Genomic DNA, 16,503 nt, shown 5'->3' with positions numbered 1-16,503 from the left:
TATCAGACCGCCCTCATCAGCAGGGTCGCGGCGATGAGGATCGCCGCACCGCCGAACATCGAGACCGCGTACGACCGCGCGTAGCCGTTCTGCAGCTTGCGGAGCCGTCCGGAGAGGCCGCCCATGGAGGCCGCCGTACCGTTGACGACCCCGTCGACCAGGGTGTGGTCGACGTAGACCAGGGAGCGGGTGAGGTGCTCTCCGCCGCGGACGAGGACGACGTGGTTGAAGTCGTCCTGGAGGAGGTCGCGCCGGGCAGCCCGGGTGAGCAGCGACCCGCGCGGGGCGACGACCGGGATCGGACGGCGCCCGTACTGGGCGTACGCGGCCCCGACGCCGATGACGAGCACGACCATGGTGGACAGCGTGACCGTGAGAGCGCTGACCGGCGGGTTCCCGTGCGAGTGCTCGGTGACGGGCTCCAGCCAGTGCACGAAGCGGTCGCCGAGGCTGAAGAACGCGCCCGCGAAGACCGACCCGAAGGCGAGGACGATCATGGGGATCGTCATCGACTTGGGCGACTCGTGCGGGTGCGGCTCCGCGTGCTCGCCGTGGTGCTCGGCGGCGGGCTCCACGCTCGGTTCGGCCGGAGAGGCGGTCGGCTGGTTGCGCCAGCGCTCCTCGCCGAAGAACGTCATCAGCATCACGCGCGTCATGTAGTACGCGGTGATGGCCGCGCCGAGCAGAGCGACGCTGCCGAGGATCCAGCCCTCGGTGCCGCCCTTGGCGAACGCCGCCTCGATGATCTTGTCCTTGGAGAAGAAGCCGGACAGACCCGGGAAGCCGATGATGGCGAGGTAACCGAGCCCGAAGGTCACGAAGGTGACGGGCATGTACTTGCGGAGGCCGCCGTACTTGCGCATGTCGACCTCGTCGTTCATGCCGTGCATGACCGAGCCGGCCCCGAGGAACAGTCCGGCCTTGAAGAAGCCGTGGGTCACCAGGTGCATGATCGCGAAGACGTAGCCGATGGGGCCGAGGCCGGCCGCGAGGATCATGTAGCCGATCTGCGACATGGTCGAGCCGGCCAGCGCCTTCTTGATGTCGTCCTTCGCGCAACCGACGATCGCACCGAAGAGGAGCGTGACGGCGCCGACCACGGTGACCACCAACTGGGCGTCGGGCGCCGCGTTGAAGATCTCGCCTGAGCGGACGATGAGGTAGACACCGGCGGTCACCATCGTCGCCGCGTGGATGAGGGCCGAGACCGGGGTCGGGCCCTCCATCGCGTCCCCGAGCCAGGACTGCAGCGGCACCTGGGCGGACTTGCCGCAGGCCGCGAGCAGCAGCATCAGGGCGATCGCGGTGAGCTTGCCCTCACTCGTCTCACCGGTGGCTTCGAGGACCGGCCCGAAGGCGAAGGTCCCGAAGGTGGTGAACATCAGCATGATGGCGATCGACAGACCCATGTCGCCGACGCGGTTGACCAGGAAGGCCTTCTTCGCGGCGGTCGCGGCGCTGGGCTTGTGCTGCCAGAAGCCGATCAGGAGGTACGAGGCGAGGCCGACGCCCTCCCAGCCGACGTACAGCAGCAGGTAGTTGTCGGCGAGGACGAGCAGCAGCATCGCCGCGAGGAACAGATTCAGATAGCCGAAGAAGCGGCGGCGCCGCTCGTCGTGCTCCATGTACCCGATCGAGTACACATGGATCAGCGAGCCGACGCCGGAGATCAGCAGGACGAACGTCATCGACAGCTGGTCGAGCTGGAAGGCGACGTCGGCCTGGAAGCCCTCGACGGGGATCCAGCTGAACAGGTGCTGCATCAGGGTGCGGTGCTCGGCGTTCTTGCCCAGCATGTCGGCGAAGAGGATCACGCCGATCACGAAGGAGGAGGCCGCGAGGGCCGTGCCGATCCAGTGGCCGACGGCGTCGAGCCGCCGGCCGCCGCACAGCAGCACGACCGCTCCGAGCAGGGGCGCCGCCACCAGCAGCGCAATCAGGTTCTCCACGATTCAGCGACCCCTTACAGCTTCATCAGGCTGGCGTCGTCGACCGAGGCCGAGTGGCGGGAACGGAACAGCGACACGATGATCGCGAGCCCGACGACGACTTCCGCGGCGGCGACGACCATCGTGAAGAAGGCGATGACCTGGCCGTCGAGATTGCCGTGCATCCGGGAGAAGGCGACGAACGCGAGGTTGCAGGCGTTGAGCATCAGCTCGACGCACATGAACACGACGATCGCGTTGCGCCTGATCAGGACACCGGTGGCGCCGATCGTGAACAACAGGGCGGCGAGATAGAGGTAGTTGACCGGGTTCACTTCGACGCCTCCCCACTGTTCGAGCCGCCGGCCGAACCACCGGCCGGGCCGCTGTTGGTGCGCTCCAGGCGGTCCTCGGCGCGCTGCTCCAGGGCCTTGAGGTCGCTGATGGCCTCGGCGGACACATCACGGATCTGGCCGCGCTGACGCAGTGTCTGCATGACCGACAGCTCGGCCGGGGTGCCGTCGGGCAGCAGGCCCGCGACATCCACCGCGTTGTGCCGGGCGTACACACCGGGTGCGGGCAGCGGCGGCAGGTGCTTGCCGTCCCGTACGCGCTGTTCGGCCAGCTCGCGCTGGGTCTTGGCGCGCTCGGTGCGCTCGCGGTGCGTGAGCACCATGGCGCCGACGGCCGCGGTGATCAGCAGGGCGCCGGTGATCTCGAAGGCGAACACGTACTTCGTGAAGATGAGGGCGGCCAGGCCCTCCACGTTGCCGTTCGCGTTGGCCTGGCCGAGGCCGGCGAACTCCTTCAGGGAGGCGTTTCCGACGCCCGCGACCAGGAGGATGCCGAAGCCGAGGCCGCACAGCAGGGCCAGCCAGCGCTGGCCCTTGATGGTCTCCTTGAGGGAGTCCGCAGCGGTGACACCGACGAGCATGACCACAAAGAGGAACAGCATCATGATCGCGCCGGTGTAGACGACGATCTGGACGACGCCCAGGAAGTAGGCGCCGTTGGCCAGGTAGAACACCGCCAGGATGATCATGGTTCCGGCGAGGCAGAGCGCGCTGTGCACGGCCCTCTTCATGAAGACGGTGCACAGGGCTCCGGCGACGGCGACGGTACCGAGCACCCAGAACTGGAACGCCTCACCCGTGGAGGTGGAGTAGGCGGCGAGCGCACTCATGTTCCTACCCCCTCTTCCTCGGGCTTCTCTCCCCTGGAGACGGCCACTTGACGGACCGTGCCGGGCGCGGCCTCGGTGACCAGCCCCCGGTAGTAGTCCTGTTCGTCGGTGCCCGGGAAGATCGAGTGGGGCGAGTCGACCATGCCCTCTTCGAGTCCGGCGAGCAGCTGTTCCTTGGTGTAGATGAGGTTGGCGCGGCTGCTGTCGGCCAGCTCGAACTCGTTGGTCATCGTCAACGCGCGCGTGGGGCACGCCTCGATGCACAGGCCGCACAGGATGCAGCGGGCGTAGTTGATCTGGTAGACGGCGCCGTACCGCTCGCCCGGCGAGTAGCGTTCCTCGTCGGTGTTGTCGGCGCCCTCCACATAGATGGCGTCTGCGGGGCAGGCCCAGGCGCACAGTTCGCAGCCGACGCACTTCTCGAGGCCGTCGGGATGGCGGTTGAGCTGGTGCCGTCCGTGGAACCGGGGAGCGGTGGTCTTCTGCTGCTCGGGGTACTGCTCGGTCAGCCGCTTCTTGAACATGGCCTTGAAGGTCACGCCGAAGCCGGCCACGGGGTTCTGGAAGCCGGGCTTCGTCTGCCCGGTCTCCTTAGGCTCCTCAGCCATCGGACGCCTCCTTTCCATCCAGAGATCCGTCACTGCCAGTATCCGACCCACCACTGACAATCAACTCGCGCTCCCGGCGCGGGCGCCTGCGCGGCACCGCCGGCGACTCCTGTCCCGGCAGCGGCGGTACGGGGAATCCACCGGCCATCGGGTCGAAGGCGCGGGGCTCGGCGTCGGCCGGCTGCTCGGCCTTGGCCCGGTCGCGGAACATGTCGGCGACGAAGGAGAGCAGGAGCAGGGTGATGACGCCGCCGCCGACGTAGAGGGCGATGTCGGCGAAGTCGTAGTTCTCGTTGCGCAGGGTCCGTACGGTCGCGACGAGCATCAGCCAGACCAGCGAGACCGGGATGAGGACCTTCCAGCCGAGTTTCATCAGCTGGTCGTAGCGGACCCGCGGGAGCGTGCCGCGCAGCCAGATGAAGAAGAACAGCAGCAGCTGCACCTTGAGGACGAACCAGGCCATCGGCCACCAGCCGTGGTTGGCGCCCTCCCAGAAGGTGCTGACGGGCCAGGGGGCCCGCCAGCCGCCCAGGAAGAGCGTCACCGACACGGCCGAGACGGTCACCATGTTGACGTACTCGGCGAGCATGAACATCGCGAACTTGATGGACGAGTACTCGGTGTTGAAGCCGCCGACCAGGTCGCCCTCGGACTCAGGCATGTCGAAGGGGGCGCGGTTGGTCTCGCCGACCATCGTCACGATGTAGATCACGAAGGAGACCGGCAGCAGGACGATGTACCAGCGGTCGTGCTGCTGTTCGACGATCGTCGAGGTCGACATCGACCCGGAGTAGAGGAACACCGAGGCGAAGGCGGCGCCCATGGCGATCTCGTACGAGATCATCTGCGCGCAGGACCGCAGACCGCCCAGCAGCGGGTAGGTGGAGCCGGAACTCCAGCCCGCGAGCACGATGCCGTAGATACCGACCGAGGCGACCGCGAGGACGTAGAGCATCGCGATCGGCAGGTCGGTGAGCTGCATCGTCGTACGGTGGCCGAAGATCGAGACCTCGTTGCCCGCCGGCCCGAAGGGGATGACCGCGATCGCCATGAAGGCCGGGATGGCCGCGACGATCGGCGCGAGGATGTAGACGACCTTGTCCGCGCGCTTGACGACCAGGTCTTCCTTGAGCATCAGCTTGATGCCGTCGGCGAGCGACTGGAGCATGCCCCAGGGGCCGTGCCGGTTGGGACCGATGCGCAGCTGCATCCAGGCGACGACCTTGCGTTCCCACACGATGGAGAACAGCACGGTGATCATCAGGAAGGCGAAGCAGAAGACGGCCTTGACGACGACCAGCCACCACGGGTCGGTGCCGAACATGGAGAGGTCTTCAGCGGCGAGGTACGGGCTCATGCCTCCACCTCCTTGGGGGCCTCGGAGGCGAGGGTCGCCGGGCCGATGCGGACGAGTGCGCCGGGCAGCGCCCCGGTGTCGGAGGCGACGCCACCTCCGGTGGAGTTCAGCGGCAGCCAGACCACCCGGTCGGGCATCTCGGTTACTGTGAGGGGGAGTTCGACCGTGCCGGTGGCACCGGTGACGGCGAGCAGGTCTCCGTCCTTGACTCCGGCTTCGGCGGCCGTGGCGGCCGACACGCGCGCGTGTGCGGCGTGCCGGGTCCCGGCGAGCGCGTCGTCGCCCTCCTGCAGACGTCCCTGGTCCAGGAGCAACCGGTGCCCGGCGAGCACCGCCTCGCCGGCGGCCGGCCGCGGCAACTGGGCGCCGATCTCCAGCGGGTTGGCGGCCCGCGCCCCGTCCCACGACCCGAGCCGGTCCAGTTCCGCCCGCGCGGTCCGCAGGTCGGGCAGCCCCAGGTGTACGTCCATGGCGTCGGCCAGCATCTGGAGCACGCGTCCGTCGGACGGCGCCAGGCGCCGCGTCATCTGGTCGGGCTTGAGCGCGGCCTCGAAGGGGCGGCCCCGGCCCTCCCAGTTGAGGAAGGTGCCCGCCTTCTCGGCGACTGCGGCGACCGGGAGTACGACGTCGGCGTGCTCGGTGACCTCGCTGGGCCGCAGTTCCAGCGACACCAGGAAGCCCACCTCGTGAAGGGCTTCACGCGCGCGTGCCGGATCGGGCAGGTCGGCGACCTCGACGCCGGCGACCACCAGGGCCCGCAGCTCTCCCCCGGCGGCCGCTTCGACGATCTGGCCGGTGTCGCGGCCGAAGCGGTGCGGCAGTTCGGCCACGCCCCAGGCGGCGGCGACCTCGTCCCGCGCGCGCGGGTCGGTCGCCGGACGTCCGCCCGGCAGCAGCGACGGCAGCGCGCCCGCCTCGACGGCGCCGCGCTCGCCGGCCCGGCGCGGGATCCACACCAGCTGGGCGCCGGTCGTGGAAGCGGCCCGTACGGCGGCGGTGAGCCCGCCCGCCACGGCGGCCAGCCGCTCACCGACGACGATCACCGCACCCTCGGTGCGCAGCGCCTCGGCTGCCTTCGTCCCGTTCTCCTCCAGCCCGAATCCGCTGCCGAGCGCGTCCAGCCACTCGGTCTCGGTGCCGGGGGCGGCGGGCAGCAGCGTGCCGCCGGCCTTCTCCAGGCCGCGTGTCGCGTGCGTGGCGAGCGCGAAGACCTTCTGTCCGTGCCCCCGCCAGGCCTTGCGCAGCCGCAGGAAGACGCCGGGCGCCTCCTCTTCGGACTCGAACCCGACCAGCAGGACCGCGGGCGCCTTCTCCAGCGACGTGTACGTGACACCCGTACCGTCGAGGTCGCGTCCGCGTCCGCCGACCCGGGCGGCCAGGAAGTCGGCCTCCTCGGCGCTGTGCACACGCGCGCGGAAGTCGATGTCGTTGGTGTCGAGGGCCACGCGCGCGAACTTGCTGTACGCGTAGGCGTCCTCGACGGTGAGCCGGCCACCGGTGAGAACGCCCGTGCGACCGCGGGCCGTGAGGAGTCCCTGGGCCGCCGCTTCCAGCGCCTCGGGCCAGGAAGCGGGCTCAAGGACACCTGCGGCATTGCGTACCAGGGGCGTCTGGAGCCGGTCCGGCTTCTGCGCGTACCGGAAGCCGAAGCGCCCCTTGTCGCAGATCCACTCCTCGTTGACCTCGGCGTCGGGTGCGGCCAGGCGCCGCATGACCTTTCCGCGCCGGTGGTCGGTGCGGGTGGCGCAGCCGCCGGAGCAGTGCTCGCACACCGACGGTGAGGAGACAAGGTCGAAGGGGCGGGAGCGGAAGCGATACGCCGCCGAGGTCAGCGCGCCGACCGGGCAGATCTGGATCGTGTTCCCGGAGAAGTACGACTCGAAGGGGTCGCCCTCACCAATGCCGACCTGCTGGAGCGCGCCGCGCTCGATCAGCTCGATCATCGGGTCGCCCGCGATCTGGTTGGAGAAGCGGGTGCAGCGGGCGCACAGCACGCACCGTTCGCGGTCGAGCAGGACCTGTGTGGAGATCGGCACGGGCTTCTCGTAGGTCCGCTTCTTGCCCTCGAAGCGGGACTCCGCCTGGCCGTGCGACATGGCCTGGTTCTGCAGGGGGCACTCGCCGCCCTTGTCGCAGACCGGGCAGTCCAGCGGGTGGTTGATGAGCAGCAGCTCCATCACACCGTGCTGGGCCTTCTCGGCCACCGGCGAGGTGAGATGAGTCTTGACGACCATCCCGTCCGTACAGGTGATCGTGCAGGACGCCATGGGCTTGCGCTGGCCCTCGACCTCGACGATGCACTGGCGGCAGGCGCCGGCCGGGTCGAGGAGGGGGTGGTCGCAGAAGCGCGGGATCTCGATACCGAGCTGTTCGGCGGCGCGGATCACCAGGGTGCCCTTGGGCACGCTGATGTCGATACCGTCGATCTTCAGCGAGACGAGATCTTCCGGCGGGACCGCCGCGTCGCCCCCTCCGGAGGGAGCGCTCGTGGTCACCGTCATGCGTTCACCTCCGTGCGGTCGGCCCAGGCCGTGGACTTGGCCGGGTCGAAGGGGCAGCCCCGGCCCGTGATGTGGTCCTCGTACTCCTCGCGGAAGTACTTGAGGGAGGAGAAGATCGGCGAGGCGGCGCCGTCGCCGAGGGCGCAGAAGGACTTGCCGTTGATGTTGTCGGCGATGTCGTTCAGCTTGTCGAGGTCGGACATGACGCCCTTGCCGGCCTCGATGTCGCGCAGCAACTGCACGAGCCAGTACGTTCCTTCACGGCAGGGCGTGCACTTGCCGCAGGACTCGTGGGCGTAGAACTCGGTCCAGCGGGTGACGGCCCGGACGACGCAGGTGGTCTCGTCGAAGCACTGGAGTGCTTTTGTGCCGAGCATGGAACCCGCGGCGCCCACTCCTTCGTAGTCAAGAGGGACGTCGAGGTGCTCGTCGGTGAACATCGGCGTCGAGGAGCCGCCCGGCGTCCAGAACTTCAGCCGGTGGCCGGAGCGCATCCCGCCGCTCATGTCGAGGAGCTGGCGGAGCGTGATGCCGAGCGGGGCCTCGTACTGGCCCGGATTGGTGACATGGCCGCTGAGCGAGTAGAGCGTGAAGCCCGGGGACTTCTCGCTGCCCATCGACCGGAACCATTCTTTGCCCTTTTGCAGAATCGCGGGAACCGACGCGATCGACTCGACGTTATTCACAACAGTCGGGCACGCATAGAGCCCTGCGACAGCAGGAAAGGGGGGACGGAGCCGCGGTTGACCCCGGCGGCCTTCGAGCGAGTCGAGCAGTGCGGTCTCTTCACCACAGATGTACGCGCCCGCGCCCGCGTGCACGGTGAGTTCGAGGTCGAGTCCGCTGCCGAGGACGTTCTTGCCGAGGTAGCCCGCCGCGTAGGCCTCACGTACGGCCTCGTGCAACCGCCGCAGCACTGGTACGACTTCACCGCGCAGATAGATGAAGGCATGCGAAGACCTGATGGCATAACACGCGATCACAATGCCCTCGATGAGGCTATGCGGGTTCGCGAAGAGGAGCGGGATGTCCTTGCAGGTTCCCGGCTCCGATTCGTCGGCGTTGACAACTAGATAGTGTGGTTTTCCATCACCCTGAGGAATGAACTGCCATTTCATTCCCGTGGGGAATCCCGCACCGCCGCGGCCACGCAGACCGGACTCCTTGACGTACGCGATGAGGTCGTCCGGGGTCATCGCGAGGGCCTTGCGGAGACCCTCGTACCCTTCGTGCCTCCGGTAGACGTCCAGGCTCCAGGACCTGTCCTCGTCCCAGAAGGCCGACAGCACGGGTGCGAGCAGCTTCTCGGGGCTGGTCTCGTTGATCTCGGGTGCCAATGTCATCACTCCCCCTCCTCGGTGACGGGCCCCGCCGGGTGGGAGGGGTCTGAAGCCGCCGTGTCCTGCGGCGCGTCGTGTGAGCTGAGGTGCTCGGCGGGCGACGGCTCGTGCGGCTGTGCGCTCCTGGGGGAGCCGTCCCTGGGGTGCACCACGCGCGCGGGGCTCTCGCCCTTGGCCAGCCTGAGCCCGGTCAGCGAGGCGGGACCGGCGCTGCCGCTCGCCTCGACGGCCCCGTCCCGGGTGTCGGGGAAGCCGGCCAGGATGCGGGCGGTGTCCTTGAACGTGCACAAGGGGGCACCACGCGTGGGGTGGACCTCCGCGCCTGCGCGCAGGTCGTCGACGAGGCGCTTGGCGCTGGCCGGGGTCTGGTTGTCGAAGAACTCCCAGTTGACCATCACGACGGGTGCGAAGTCGCAGGCCGCGTTGCACTCGATGTGCTCCAGGGTGACCTTGCCGTCCTCGGTCGTCCCGCCGTTGGCGACTCCGAGGTGCTCCTGGAGGCTCTCGAAGATGGCGTCGCCGCCCATCACCGCGCACAGGGTGTTGGTGCAGACACCCACCTGGTAGTCACCGGAGGGGCCCCGGCGGTACATGGAGTAGAAGGTGGCGACCGCGGTGACCTCGGCCGTGGTCAGGCCCAGCATGTCCGCGCAGAACTGCATGCCGGTGCGCGTGACATGGCCCTCCTCCGACTGCACGAGATGCAGCAACGGCAGGAGGGCGGACCGGGAGTCCGGGTAGCGGGCGATGACCTCGCGGGAGTCCGCTTCGAGCCGGGCTCGAACGTCGTCCGGGTAAGCGGGCGCGGGCAGTTGGGGCATGCCCAGGCTGACGCCCTCGGGGGTGGTGGTCACCGGTCGACGCCTCCCATCACGGGGTCGATGGACGCGACGGCGACGATGACGTCGGCGACCTGGCCGCCCTCGCACATCGCCGCCATGGCCTGCAGGTTGGTGAAGGAGGGGTCCCTGAAGTGGACCCGGAAGGGCCGGGTGCCTCCGTCGGAAACGGCGTGCACCCCGAGTTCGCCCTTGGGTGACTCGACGGCCGCGTACGCCTGTCCCGGCGGGACGCGGAAACCCTCGGTCACCAGCTTGAAGTGGTGGATCAGGGCCTCCATGGAGGTGCCCATGATCTTCTTGATGTGGTCCAGGGAGTTACCCAGGCCGTCCGGCCCCAGGGCGAGCTGCGCGGGCCAGGCGATCTTCTTGTCGGTGACCATGACCGGTCCGGGCTGCAGCCGGTCCAGGCACTGCTCGACGATCCTGAGCGACTGGCGCATCTCCTCCAGGCGGATCAGGAAGCGGCCGTAGGAGTCGCAGGAGTCGGCGGTGGGGACGTCGAAGTCGAACGTCTCGTAGCCGCAGTAGGGCTGGCTCTTGCGCAGGTCGTGCGGGAGGCCGGTGGAGCGCAGGATCGGGCCGGTGGCGCCCAGAGCCATGCAGCCGGCCAGGTCGAGGTAGCCGACGTCCTGCATACGGGCCTTGAAGATGGGGTTCCCGGTGGCGAGCTTGTCGTACTCGGGAAGGTTCTTCTTCATCTTCTTCACGAACTCGCGGATGTGGTCCACCGCGCCGGGCGGCAGGTCCTGGGCGAGTCCGCCGGGGCGGATGTACGCGTGGTTCATCCGCAGGCCCGTGATGAGCTCGTAGATGTCGAGAATCATTTCACGATCACGGAATCCGTAGATCATGATCGTGGTGGCGCCGAGCTCCATACCGCCGGTGGCGATGCACACCAGGTGCGAGGACAGCCGGTTGAGCTCCATGAGGAGCACGCGGATCAGGGTGGCGCGGTCGGGGATCTGGTCCTCGATGCCGAGGAGCTTCTCGACGGCGAGACAGTAGGCGGTCTCGTTGAAGAAGGAGGTCAGGTAGTCCATGCGCGTGACGAAGGTGGTGCCCTGCGTCCACGTGCGGAACTCGAGGTTCTTCTCGATGCCGGTGTGCAGATAGCCGATGCCGCAGCGGGCCTCGGTGACCGTCTCGCCGTCGATCTCCAGGATCAGGCGGAGCACGCCGTGCGTGGAGGGGTGCTGCGGGCCCATGTTGACGACGATGCGTTCGTCGTCGGCGCGGGCCGCGGACTGGACGACCTCGTCCCAGTCGCCACCGGTGACCGTGTAGACGGTCCCCTCGGTGGTCTCGCGCGGAGTTGCGTGCTGCGTGCTCATGAGTACGACCTCCGCTGGTCCGGAGCCGGGATCTGGGCGCCCTTGTACTCGACGGGGATGCCGCCGAGGGGGTAGTCCTTGCGCTGCGGGTGGCCCTGCCAGTCGTCCGGCATCATGATCCGCGTCAGGGCCGGGTGACCGTCGAAGACGATCCCGAAGAAGTCGTACGTCTCGCGTTCGTGCCAGTCGTTCGTCGGATAGACGGAGACCAGGGACGGGACGTGCGGGTCGCTGTCCGGGGCGCTGACCTCGAGGCGGATCAGCCGGTTGTGGGTGATCGAGCGCAGGTGGTAGACGGCGTGCAGCTCGCGGCCCTTGTCCTGCGGGTAGTGGACTCCGCTCACGCCCGTGCAGAGTTCGAAGCGCAGGGCGGGGTCGTCGCGCAGGGTCTGGGCGACGGCGAGCAGGTACGCGCGTTCGACGTGGAACGTCAGCTCGCCGCGGTCGACGACCGTCTTCTCGATCACGTTCTCGGGGACCAGGCCCTGTTCCTCCAAGGCGCCCTCGAGCTCGTCGGCGACCTCGTCGAACCAGCCCCCGTAGGGCCTCGCCGAGGCGCCGGGGAGGCGGACGGAGCGGACCAGACCGCCGTAGCCGGAGGTGTCGCCGCCGTTGTTGGCGCCGAACATGCCGCGCTGGACGCGGATCTCCTCGCCGCCGTCGCCGCGCTGGCCGGGGAGGTTGGAGGCGGCGAGGTCCTTCTCGGGGTTGACCCCCTCGGCGGGCCTGTCCGCTCCGGTGCCGTTCGCGTCGCTCATCGCAGCAGCCCCTTCATCTCGATCGTGGGGAGTGCCTTGAGCGCGGCCTCCTCGGCCTCGCGGGCCGCCTCCTCGGCGTTCACGCCGAGCTTGGAGGTCTGGATCTTCTGGTGGAGCTTGAGGATGGCGTCGATCAGCATCTCGGGCCGCGGCGGGCAGCCGGGCAGATAGATGTCGACCGGGACGATGTGGTCGACACCCTGCACGATGGCGTAGTTGTTGAACATGCCGCCCGAGGAGGCGCAGACCCCCATGGAGATCACCCACTTGGGGTTGGGCATCTGGTCGTAGACCTGCCGCAGCACCGGCGCCATCTTCTGGCTGACCCGGCCGGCCACGATCATCAGGTCCGCCTGGCGGGGTGAGCCGCGGAAGACCTCCATGCCGAAGCGGGCGAGGTCGTAGCGGCCCGCGCCGGTGGTCATCATCTCGATGGCGCAGCAGGCGAGTCCGAACGTGGCGGGGAAGACGGACGCCTTGCGCACCCAGCCCGCGGCCTGCTCGACGGTGGTCAGCAGGAATCCGCTCGGCAGCTTTTCTTCGAGTCCCATGCTTAGAGGCCCCTCAGTCCCATTCCAGGCCGCCGCGCCGCCATACGTACGCGTACGCCACGAAGACGGTGAGCACGAAGAGCAACATCTCCACGAGCCCGAAAACACCCAGGGCGTCGAAGGTGACGGCCCAGGGGTAGAGGAAGACGATCTCGATGTCGAAGACGATGAACAGCATCGCCGTCAGGTAGTACTTGATGGGGAACCGCCCACCGCCGGCCGGCGTGGGTGTCGGCTCGATCCCGCATTCATAGGCTTCGAGTTTGGCCCGGTTGTACCGCTTCGGGCCGATCAGCGAAGCCATGATCACGGAGAAGATCGCAAAGCCTGCCCCGAGGGCTCCCAGTACGAGGATGGGCGCATACGCGTTCACCGCTCCTCGCTCCTCTCAGTCGGCACTGACTGCTGGCGATTGCATCGGGTCCGCGCCACCTCGTCCGCCCCGCGAACTCCGCCCGTCCCGGCGAAGATCGAGAACATGTGAAGCAGGTCACAAGCCCAACTGCCACGCATCCTATGCCCGGCGGTCTGTGATCTGCGACACGGGGTATTGCCGAACCTTTGTGATCTCCACCACCTGACGAAGGATCATGAAGTCGGATGAGCGGTGATCTTCACACGCGAAGCGTCCACGTGATCACCAGAGGTGACATTTTCTCCCGTTACCGCTGGTCAGAAGCGGCGTCTCCATATCAAGAGACTTCTCTTGCATGCAAATTGGAGATGGACAGGGCCGCTTGATAGTGAACCGCGTTCACACATCGGCGGAGGTGGGTGGCGAATGTGGACGCCCCACATATGCGTGCACGCGTTCACGAGCGACGGCGATCGCGGATTCCCGCGCGAGACGCAGCCCGGACAGTGACCGTTCCGTGACCTGTGCCACATCGGTGAAGGGCTGTGAAGATCGGGGGTTGGCCACGGACCGCAACCGATGGTAAGCAGCGGGCAATTCGGGCGTACCGACGAAAGTGCATGATCACAGCCATGATCACCGATGTCCGCAATGCCCGTTACGGCGTCAATAAAGAGTGACGCACAGGGAATTTGGGGGCTCCGTTGAACAACTGTGGCGCACCACACGTTTCTTGAAGGTATGGAGGAGCCCCTGGTACCGCTAGTACCCATGTCCCACACCGCTACCGCTCACATACGAAGCCACCGGAAGCCCCGGCGTGCCGGCAGCTCGTCGCTGGCCATGCGCGCAGGAGTCGCCGGTGGCGTTCTCAGCACCCTGGCAGTGGCGGGTGCGTCCAGTGCGGCGAACGCCGCCGAGTCCGTGACGCAGACACTCGAACTGCCCACCCTTACGGCCGACCTGTCCGCCCAGATCGCCGAGTCCGCGGACGCCACGCAGCAGGCCGCCGCGAACTACGAGCTCCGGGCCGAGCGCGACGCCGCAGCCGCCAAGGCGGCCCAGGAGGCCAAGAAGGACCTCGCGGAGGCGAAGGAGAAGGCGGAGGCCAAGGAGAAGGCCGAGGCCGCCCGCAAGGCCGCTGCAGAGGCCGCTGTCTCTCGCTCCGCCGAGCGCGCGACGCTGAGTGCGTCCAGCTCCGAATCGAGCTCCGCCTCGAGTTCGCAGACGTCGCAGGTGGCCGCCCCCGCGAGCGGCAGCGTCGCGACCGTCATCGCCTTCCTCAACGAGCAGCTGGGCGACGCCTACGTCATGGGCGCCACGGGCCCCAACGCGTGGGACTGCTCCTCTTTGGTGCAGGCCGCGTTCAAGCAGGTCGGCGTGGACCTCCCCCGGGTCTCGCAGGACCAGTCGACGGTCGGCACCGAGGTCTCGCTCTCCAACCTGGAGGTCGGGGACATCCTGTACTGGGGTACGAAGGGTTCGGCGTACCACGTGGCGGTTTACGTGGGGAACGGCCAGTACCTGGACGCGGCCAACCCGTCCAAGGGCGTTGTCGTCCAGGACCTGTCCGGCTACCCGGCGTCGGGTGCGGTGCGCGTTCTCTGAGCGGACTGCCGAGAATCCACGGGTGAGGGTCGCTGCCACTGATCGGCAGCGACCCTTCTCCGTCCCCTGAGGGGGGTGGCTGTGTGAGGCTGAGGTCTCGGCACTTCTCAGCACTCACACAGCAGAAGGAGAGACAGCGATGCCTCGTGTCTTCGTACAGGGCAGGCCCGTCGACTCGTACCCGCGGCTCACGCCCGAGTCACGACGTGGGGCCGTTCGGCGGATCACCGAAGTGGGCGAAGAGGTCCTGCACAAGCCGTGCCGGGACGTGACCGAGTTCGGGCCCGAACTCGCCGCTCTCATCGACGACATGTTCCTGACGATGTACGTGGCCGACGGAGCCGGGCTCGCGGCCAACCAGGTCGGCGTCGGACTGCGGCTGTTCGTCTACGACTGCCTGGACGACGAAGGTGTCCGGCATGTCGGGCACATCGTCAACCCGGTACTGGAGCCGCTCGACGCCGACGACCGGCGCCTCCTCGACGAGGGCGAGGGGTGCCTGTCCGTGCCGGGGGCCGTGATGGACGTACCGCGCCCCGATCGCGCTGTCGTGCGCGGGCTCGATCAGGACGGGAACCCTCTGGTTGTCGAGGGGACGGGGTATTTCGCCCGGTGTCTGGAGCACGAGACGGACCATGTGAACGGACGCGTGTATCTGGACCGGCTCTCCCGGCGGGAGCGGAAGGACGCGCTGCGGCAGGTGGCGGACCGTCGCGAGGCGGTGTTCGCGCGACGGTCAGCCAAGCAGCAGGCCCTCAGCTCCTGATCACGCCTTCGGGGCCACCTTGCTCAGGCCGTTGATGATGCGGTCCATCGCGTCGCCGCCCGTCGGGTCGGTCAGGTTGGCCAGCATCTTCAGGGTGAACTTCATCAACAGGGGGTGGGTCAGGCCGCGTTCGGCCGCGATCTTCATGATCTTCGGGTTGCCGATGAGCTTCACGAAGGCGCGGCCCAGCGTGTAGTAGCCGCCGTAGGTGTCCTTGAGCACGCGCGGGTAGCGCTGGAGGGCGATCTCCCGCTGGGCCGGGGTGGCCCGCGCATGGGCCTGGACGATGACGTCGGCGGCGATCTGGCCGGATTCCATTGCGTAGGCGATGCCCTCGCCGTTGAAGGGGTTCACCAGGCCGCCCGCGTCGCCGACGAGCAACAAGCCCTTCGTGTAGTGGGGCTGGCGGTTGAAGGCCATGGGGAGGGCTGCGCCGCGGATCGGGCCGGTCATGTTGTCGGGGGTGTAGCCCCAGTCCTCCGGCATCGACGCGCACCAGGCCTTCAGCACCTCGCGCCAGTCCAGCTCCTTGAAGGAGTCGGAGGTGTTGAGCACGCCGAGGCCCACGTTGGACGTACCGTCGCCCATGCCGAAGATCCAGCCGTAGCCCGGGAGCAGGCGGTCCTCGTCCCCTCGTCGGTCCCAGAGTTCCAGCCAGGACTCCAGGTAGTCGTCCTCGTGGCGGGGCGAGGTGAAGTACGTGCGGACCGCGACGCCCATCGGGCGGTCCTCACGGCGGTGCAGGCCCATCGCCAGGGACAGGCGGGTGGAGTTGCCGTCGGCCGCGACCACCAGCGGGGCGTGGAAGGTGACCTCGCGCTTGTCCTCGCCGAGTTTCGCGTGTACGCCGGTGATGCGGCCGGTGCGGGCGTCGGTGATCGGAGCACCCACGTTGCAGCGCTCGTGCAGGCGCGCGCCCGCCTTCTGGGCCTGGCGGGCGAGCTGTTCGTCGAAGTCGTCGCGCTTGCGGACGAGGCCGTAGTCGGGGAAGGAGGCGAGTTCCGGCCAGTCGAGCTGGAGGCGGACGCCACCGCCGATGATGCGGAGGCCCTTGTTCCGCAGCCAGCCGGCCTCCTCGGAGATGTCGATCCCCATCGCGACGAGCTGCTTGGTCGCCCGGGGCGTGAGACCGTCGCCGCACACCTTCTCGCGCGGGAAGCTGGTCTTTTCCAGCAGCAGCACGTCCAGTCCGGCCTTCGCCAGGTAGTACGCGGTCGTGGAACCGGCTGGCCCGGCTCCGACGACGATCACATCGGCGGTGTTTTCGGAGAGGGGCTCGGTCACGACGGGTTCTCCCCAAGACTCGGAAATCTACGTGCCGACCGGCACTGGACATGGGCAGTCTATTCAGCAGTACTGATCACCCGGCTGAAGG

Annotated in this window: 15 protein-coding genes; 2 read left to right on the top strand and 13 right to left on the bottom strand. The window is 68.2% G+C overall.

Going from position 1 to position 16,503, the window contains the following annotated elements; translation table 11 throughout:
- Positions 1 to 2: 2 nt before the first annotated feature.
- The 12 genes from nuoL to PV396_RS20285 are packed head-to-tail and all read right to left on the bottom strand — an operon-like array spanning position 3 to position 12,772.
- Positions 3 to 1,949, bottom strand: a complete 1,947-nt coding sequence (nuoL, locus tag PV396_RS20340; protein ID WP_319206504.1) for an NADH-quinone oxidoreductase subunit L — start codon at positions 1,947 to 1,949, stop codon at positions 3 to 5.
- 14 nt (positions 1,950 to 1,963) lie between these two features.
- Entirely contained in the window at positions 1,964 to 2,263 is a 300-nt protein-coding gene (nuoK, locus tag PV396_RS20335; RefSeq protein ID WP_037929353.1) for an NADH-quinone oxidoreductase subunit NuoK, read from the bottom strand.
- Positions 2,260 to 3,111: an NADH-quinone oxidoreductase subunit J gene (locus PV396_RS20330; RefSeq protein ID WP_319206500.1), complete on the bottom strand. Its 852-nt coding sequence runs from the start codon at positions 3,109 to 3,111 to the stop codon at positions 2,260 to 2,262. The genes nuoK and PV396_RS20330 overlap by 4 nt, the downstream gene beginning before the upstream one ends.
- Positions 3,108 to 3,719, bottom strand: a complete 612-nt coding sequence (gene nuoI, locus PV396_RS20325) for an NADH-quinone oxidoreductase subunit NuoI (protein ID WP_319206498.1) — start codon at positions 3,717 to 3,719, stop codon at positions 3,108 to 3,110. Before nuoI ends, PV396_RS20330 begins: the two co-directional genes overlap by 4 nt.
- Entirely contained in the window at positions 3,712 to 5,076 is a 1,365-nt protein-coding gene (nuoH, locus tag PV396_RS20320; protein WP_319206495.1) for an NADH-quinone oxidoreductase subunit NuoH, read from the bottom strand. Before nuoH ends, nuoI begins: the two co-directional genes overlap by 8 nt.
- Positions 5,073 to 7,577 (bottom strand): NADH-quinone oxidoreductase subunit G, encoded by a 2,505-nt coding sequence (locus PV396_RS20315; RefSeq protein WP_319206493.1) that lies wholly within the window; start codon positions 7,575 to 7,577, stop codon positions 5,073 to 5,075. Before PV396_RS20315 ends, nuoH begins: the two co-directional genes overlap by 4 nt.
- A complete protein-coding gene (gene nuoF / locus PV396_RS20310; protein ID WP_319206492.1) occupies positions 7,574 to 8,923 on the bottom strand; it encodes an NADH-quinone oxidoreductase subunit NuoF in 1,350 nt (449 codons plus the stop codon). The genes PV396_RS20315 and nuoF overlap by 4 nt, the downstream gene beginning before the upstream one ends.
- A complete protein-coding gene (gene nuoE / locus PV396_RS20305; RefSeq protein WP_319207362.1) occupies positions 8,920 to 9,738 on the bottom strand; it encodes an NADH-quinone oxidoreductase subunit NuoE in 819 nt (272 codons plus the stop codon). The genes nuoF and nuoE overlap by 4 nt, the downstream gene beginning before the upstream one ends.
- Before the next feature lie 29 nt (positions 9,739 to 9,767).
- A complete protein-coding gene (locus tag PV396_RS20300; protein ID WP_319206490.1) occupies positions 9,768 to 11,090 on the bottom strand; it encodes an NADH-quinone oxidoreductase subunit D in 1,323 nt (440 codons plus the stop codon).
- The gene (locus tag PV396_RS20295; RefSeq protein ID WP_319206488.1) at positions 11,087 to 11,848 is read right to left on the bottom strand and encodes an NADH-quinone oxidoreductase subunit C; all 762 of its coding nucleotides are present in this window, start codon (positions 11,846 to 11,848) and stop codon (positions 11,087 to 11,089) included. Before PV396_RS20295 ends, PV396_RS20300 begins: the two co-directional genes overlap by 4 nt.
- Positions 11,845 to 12,399 carry a NuoB/complex I 20 kDa subunit family protein gene (locus PV396_RS20290; RefSeq protein ID WP_053743379.1) on the bottom strand — a complete coding sequence of 185 codons (555 nt, stop codon included), beginning with the start codon at positions 12,397 to 12,399 and terminating at the stop codon, positions 11,845 to 11,847. Before PV396_RS20290 ends, PV396_RS20295 begins: the two co-directional genes overlap by 4 nt.
- A 13-nt stretch (positions 12,400 to 12,412) precedes the next feature.
- Positions 12,413 to 12,772: an NADH-quinone oxidoreductase subunit A gene (locus PV396_RS20285; protein ID WP_005476348.1), complete on the bottom strand. Its 360-nt coding sequence runs from the start codon at positions 12,770 to 12,772 to the stop codon at positions 12,413 to 12,415.
- 723 nt (positions 12,773 to 13,495) lie between these two features.
- On the opposite strand from PV396_RS20285, the gene PV396_RS20280 reads away from it, so the two are divergent.
- Together PV396_RS20280 and def are read left to right on the top strand one after the other, a co-directional pair.
- Entirely contained in the window at positions 13,496 to 14,362 is an 867-nt protein-coding gene (locus tag PV396_RS20280; RefSeq protein ID WP_319206483.1) for a C40 family peptidase, read from the top strand.
- 139 nt (positions 14,363 to 14,501) lie between these two features.
- On the top strand, positions 14,502 to 15,128 hold the full coding sequence (gene def, locus PV396_RS20275; protein WP_319206481.1) for a peptide deformylase: 627 nt from the start codon (positions 14,502 to 14,504) through the stop codon (positions 15,126 to 15,128).
- Here def and PV396_RS20270 read toward each other — a convergent pair whose 3' ends face one another.
- On the bottom strand, positions 15,129 to 16,412 hold the full coding sequence (locus PV396_RS20270; protein ID WP_319206479.1) for a geranylgeranyl reductase family protein: 1,284 nt from the start codon (positions 16,410 to 16,412) through the stop codon (positions 15,129 to 15,131).
- Positions 16,413 to 16,503: the final 91 nt, after the last annotated feature.

The organism is Streptomyces sp. ME02-8801-2C (assembly GCF_033793965.1).
In the GTDB taxonomy this organism is placed as follows: Bacteria; Actinomycetota; Actinomycetes; order Streptomycetales; family Streptomycetaceae; genus Streptomyces.
The sequence above is the reverse complement of the archived record's forward strand: the minus strand, read 5'-3'. Positions and strand labels throughout refer to the sequence as shown.

Bases quoted from the DNA above. Each gene is read 5' to 3' on its own strand.
- PV396_RS20330 (WP_319206500.1), bottom strand. From the start codon at position 3,111: ATGAGTGCGCTCGCCGCCTACTCCACCTCCACGGGTGAGGCGTTCCAG.
- nuoI (WP_319206498.1), bottom strand. From the start codon at position 3,719: ATGGCTGAGGAGCCTAAGGAGACCGGGCAGACGAAGCCCGGCTTCCAG.
- nuoH (WP_319206495.1), bottom strand. From the start codon at position 5,076: ATGAGCCCGTACCTCGCCGCTGAAGACCTCTCCATGTTCGGCACCGAC.
- PV396_RS20315 (WP_319206493.1), bottom strand. From the start codon at position 7,577: ATGACGGTGACCACGAGCGCTCCCTCCGGAGGGGGCGACGCGGCGGTC.
- nuoE (WP_319207362.1), bottom strand. From the start codon at position 9,738: ATGCCCCAACTGCCCGCGCCCGCTTACCCGGACGACGTTCGAGCCCGG.
- PV396_RS20300 (WP_319206490.1), bottom strand. From the start codon at position 11,090: ATGAGCACGCAGCACGCAACTCCGCGCGAGACCACCGAGGGGACCGTC.
- PV396_RS20295 (WP_319206488.1), bottom strand. From the start codon at position 11,848: ATGAGCGACGCGAACGGCACCGGAGCGGACAGGCCCGCCGAGGGGGTC.
- PV396_RS20290 (WP_053743379.1), bottom strand. From the start codon at position 12,399: ATGGGACTCGAAGAAAAGCTGCCGAGCGGATTCCTGCTGACCACCGTC.
- PV396_RS20280 (WP_319206483.1), top strand. From the start codon at position 13,496: ATGGAGGAGCCCCTGGTACCGCTAGTACCCATGTCCCACACCGCTACC.
- def (WP_319206481.1), top strand. From the start codon at position 14,502: ATGCCTCGTGTCTTCGTACAGGGCAGGCCCGTCGACTCGTACCCGCGG.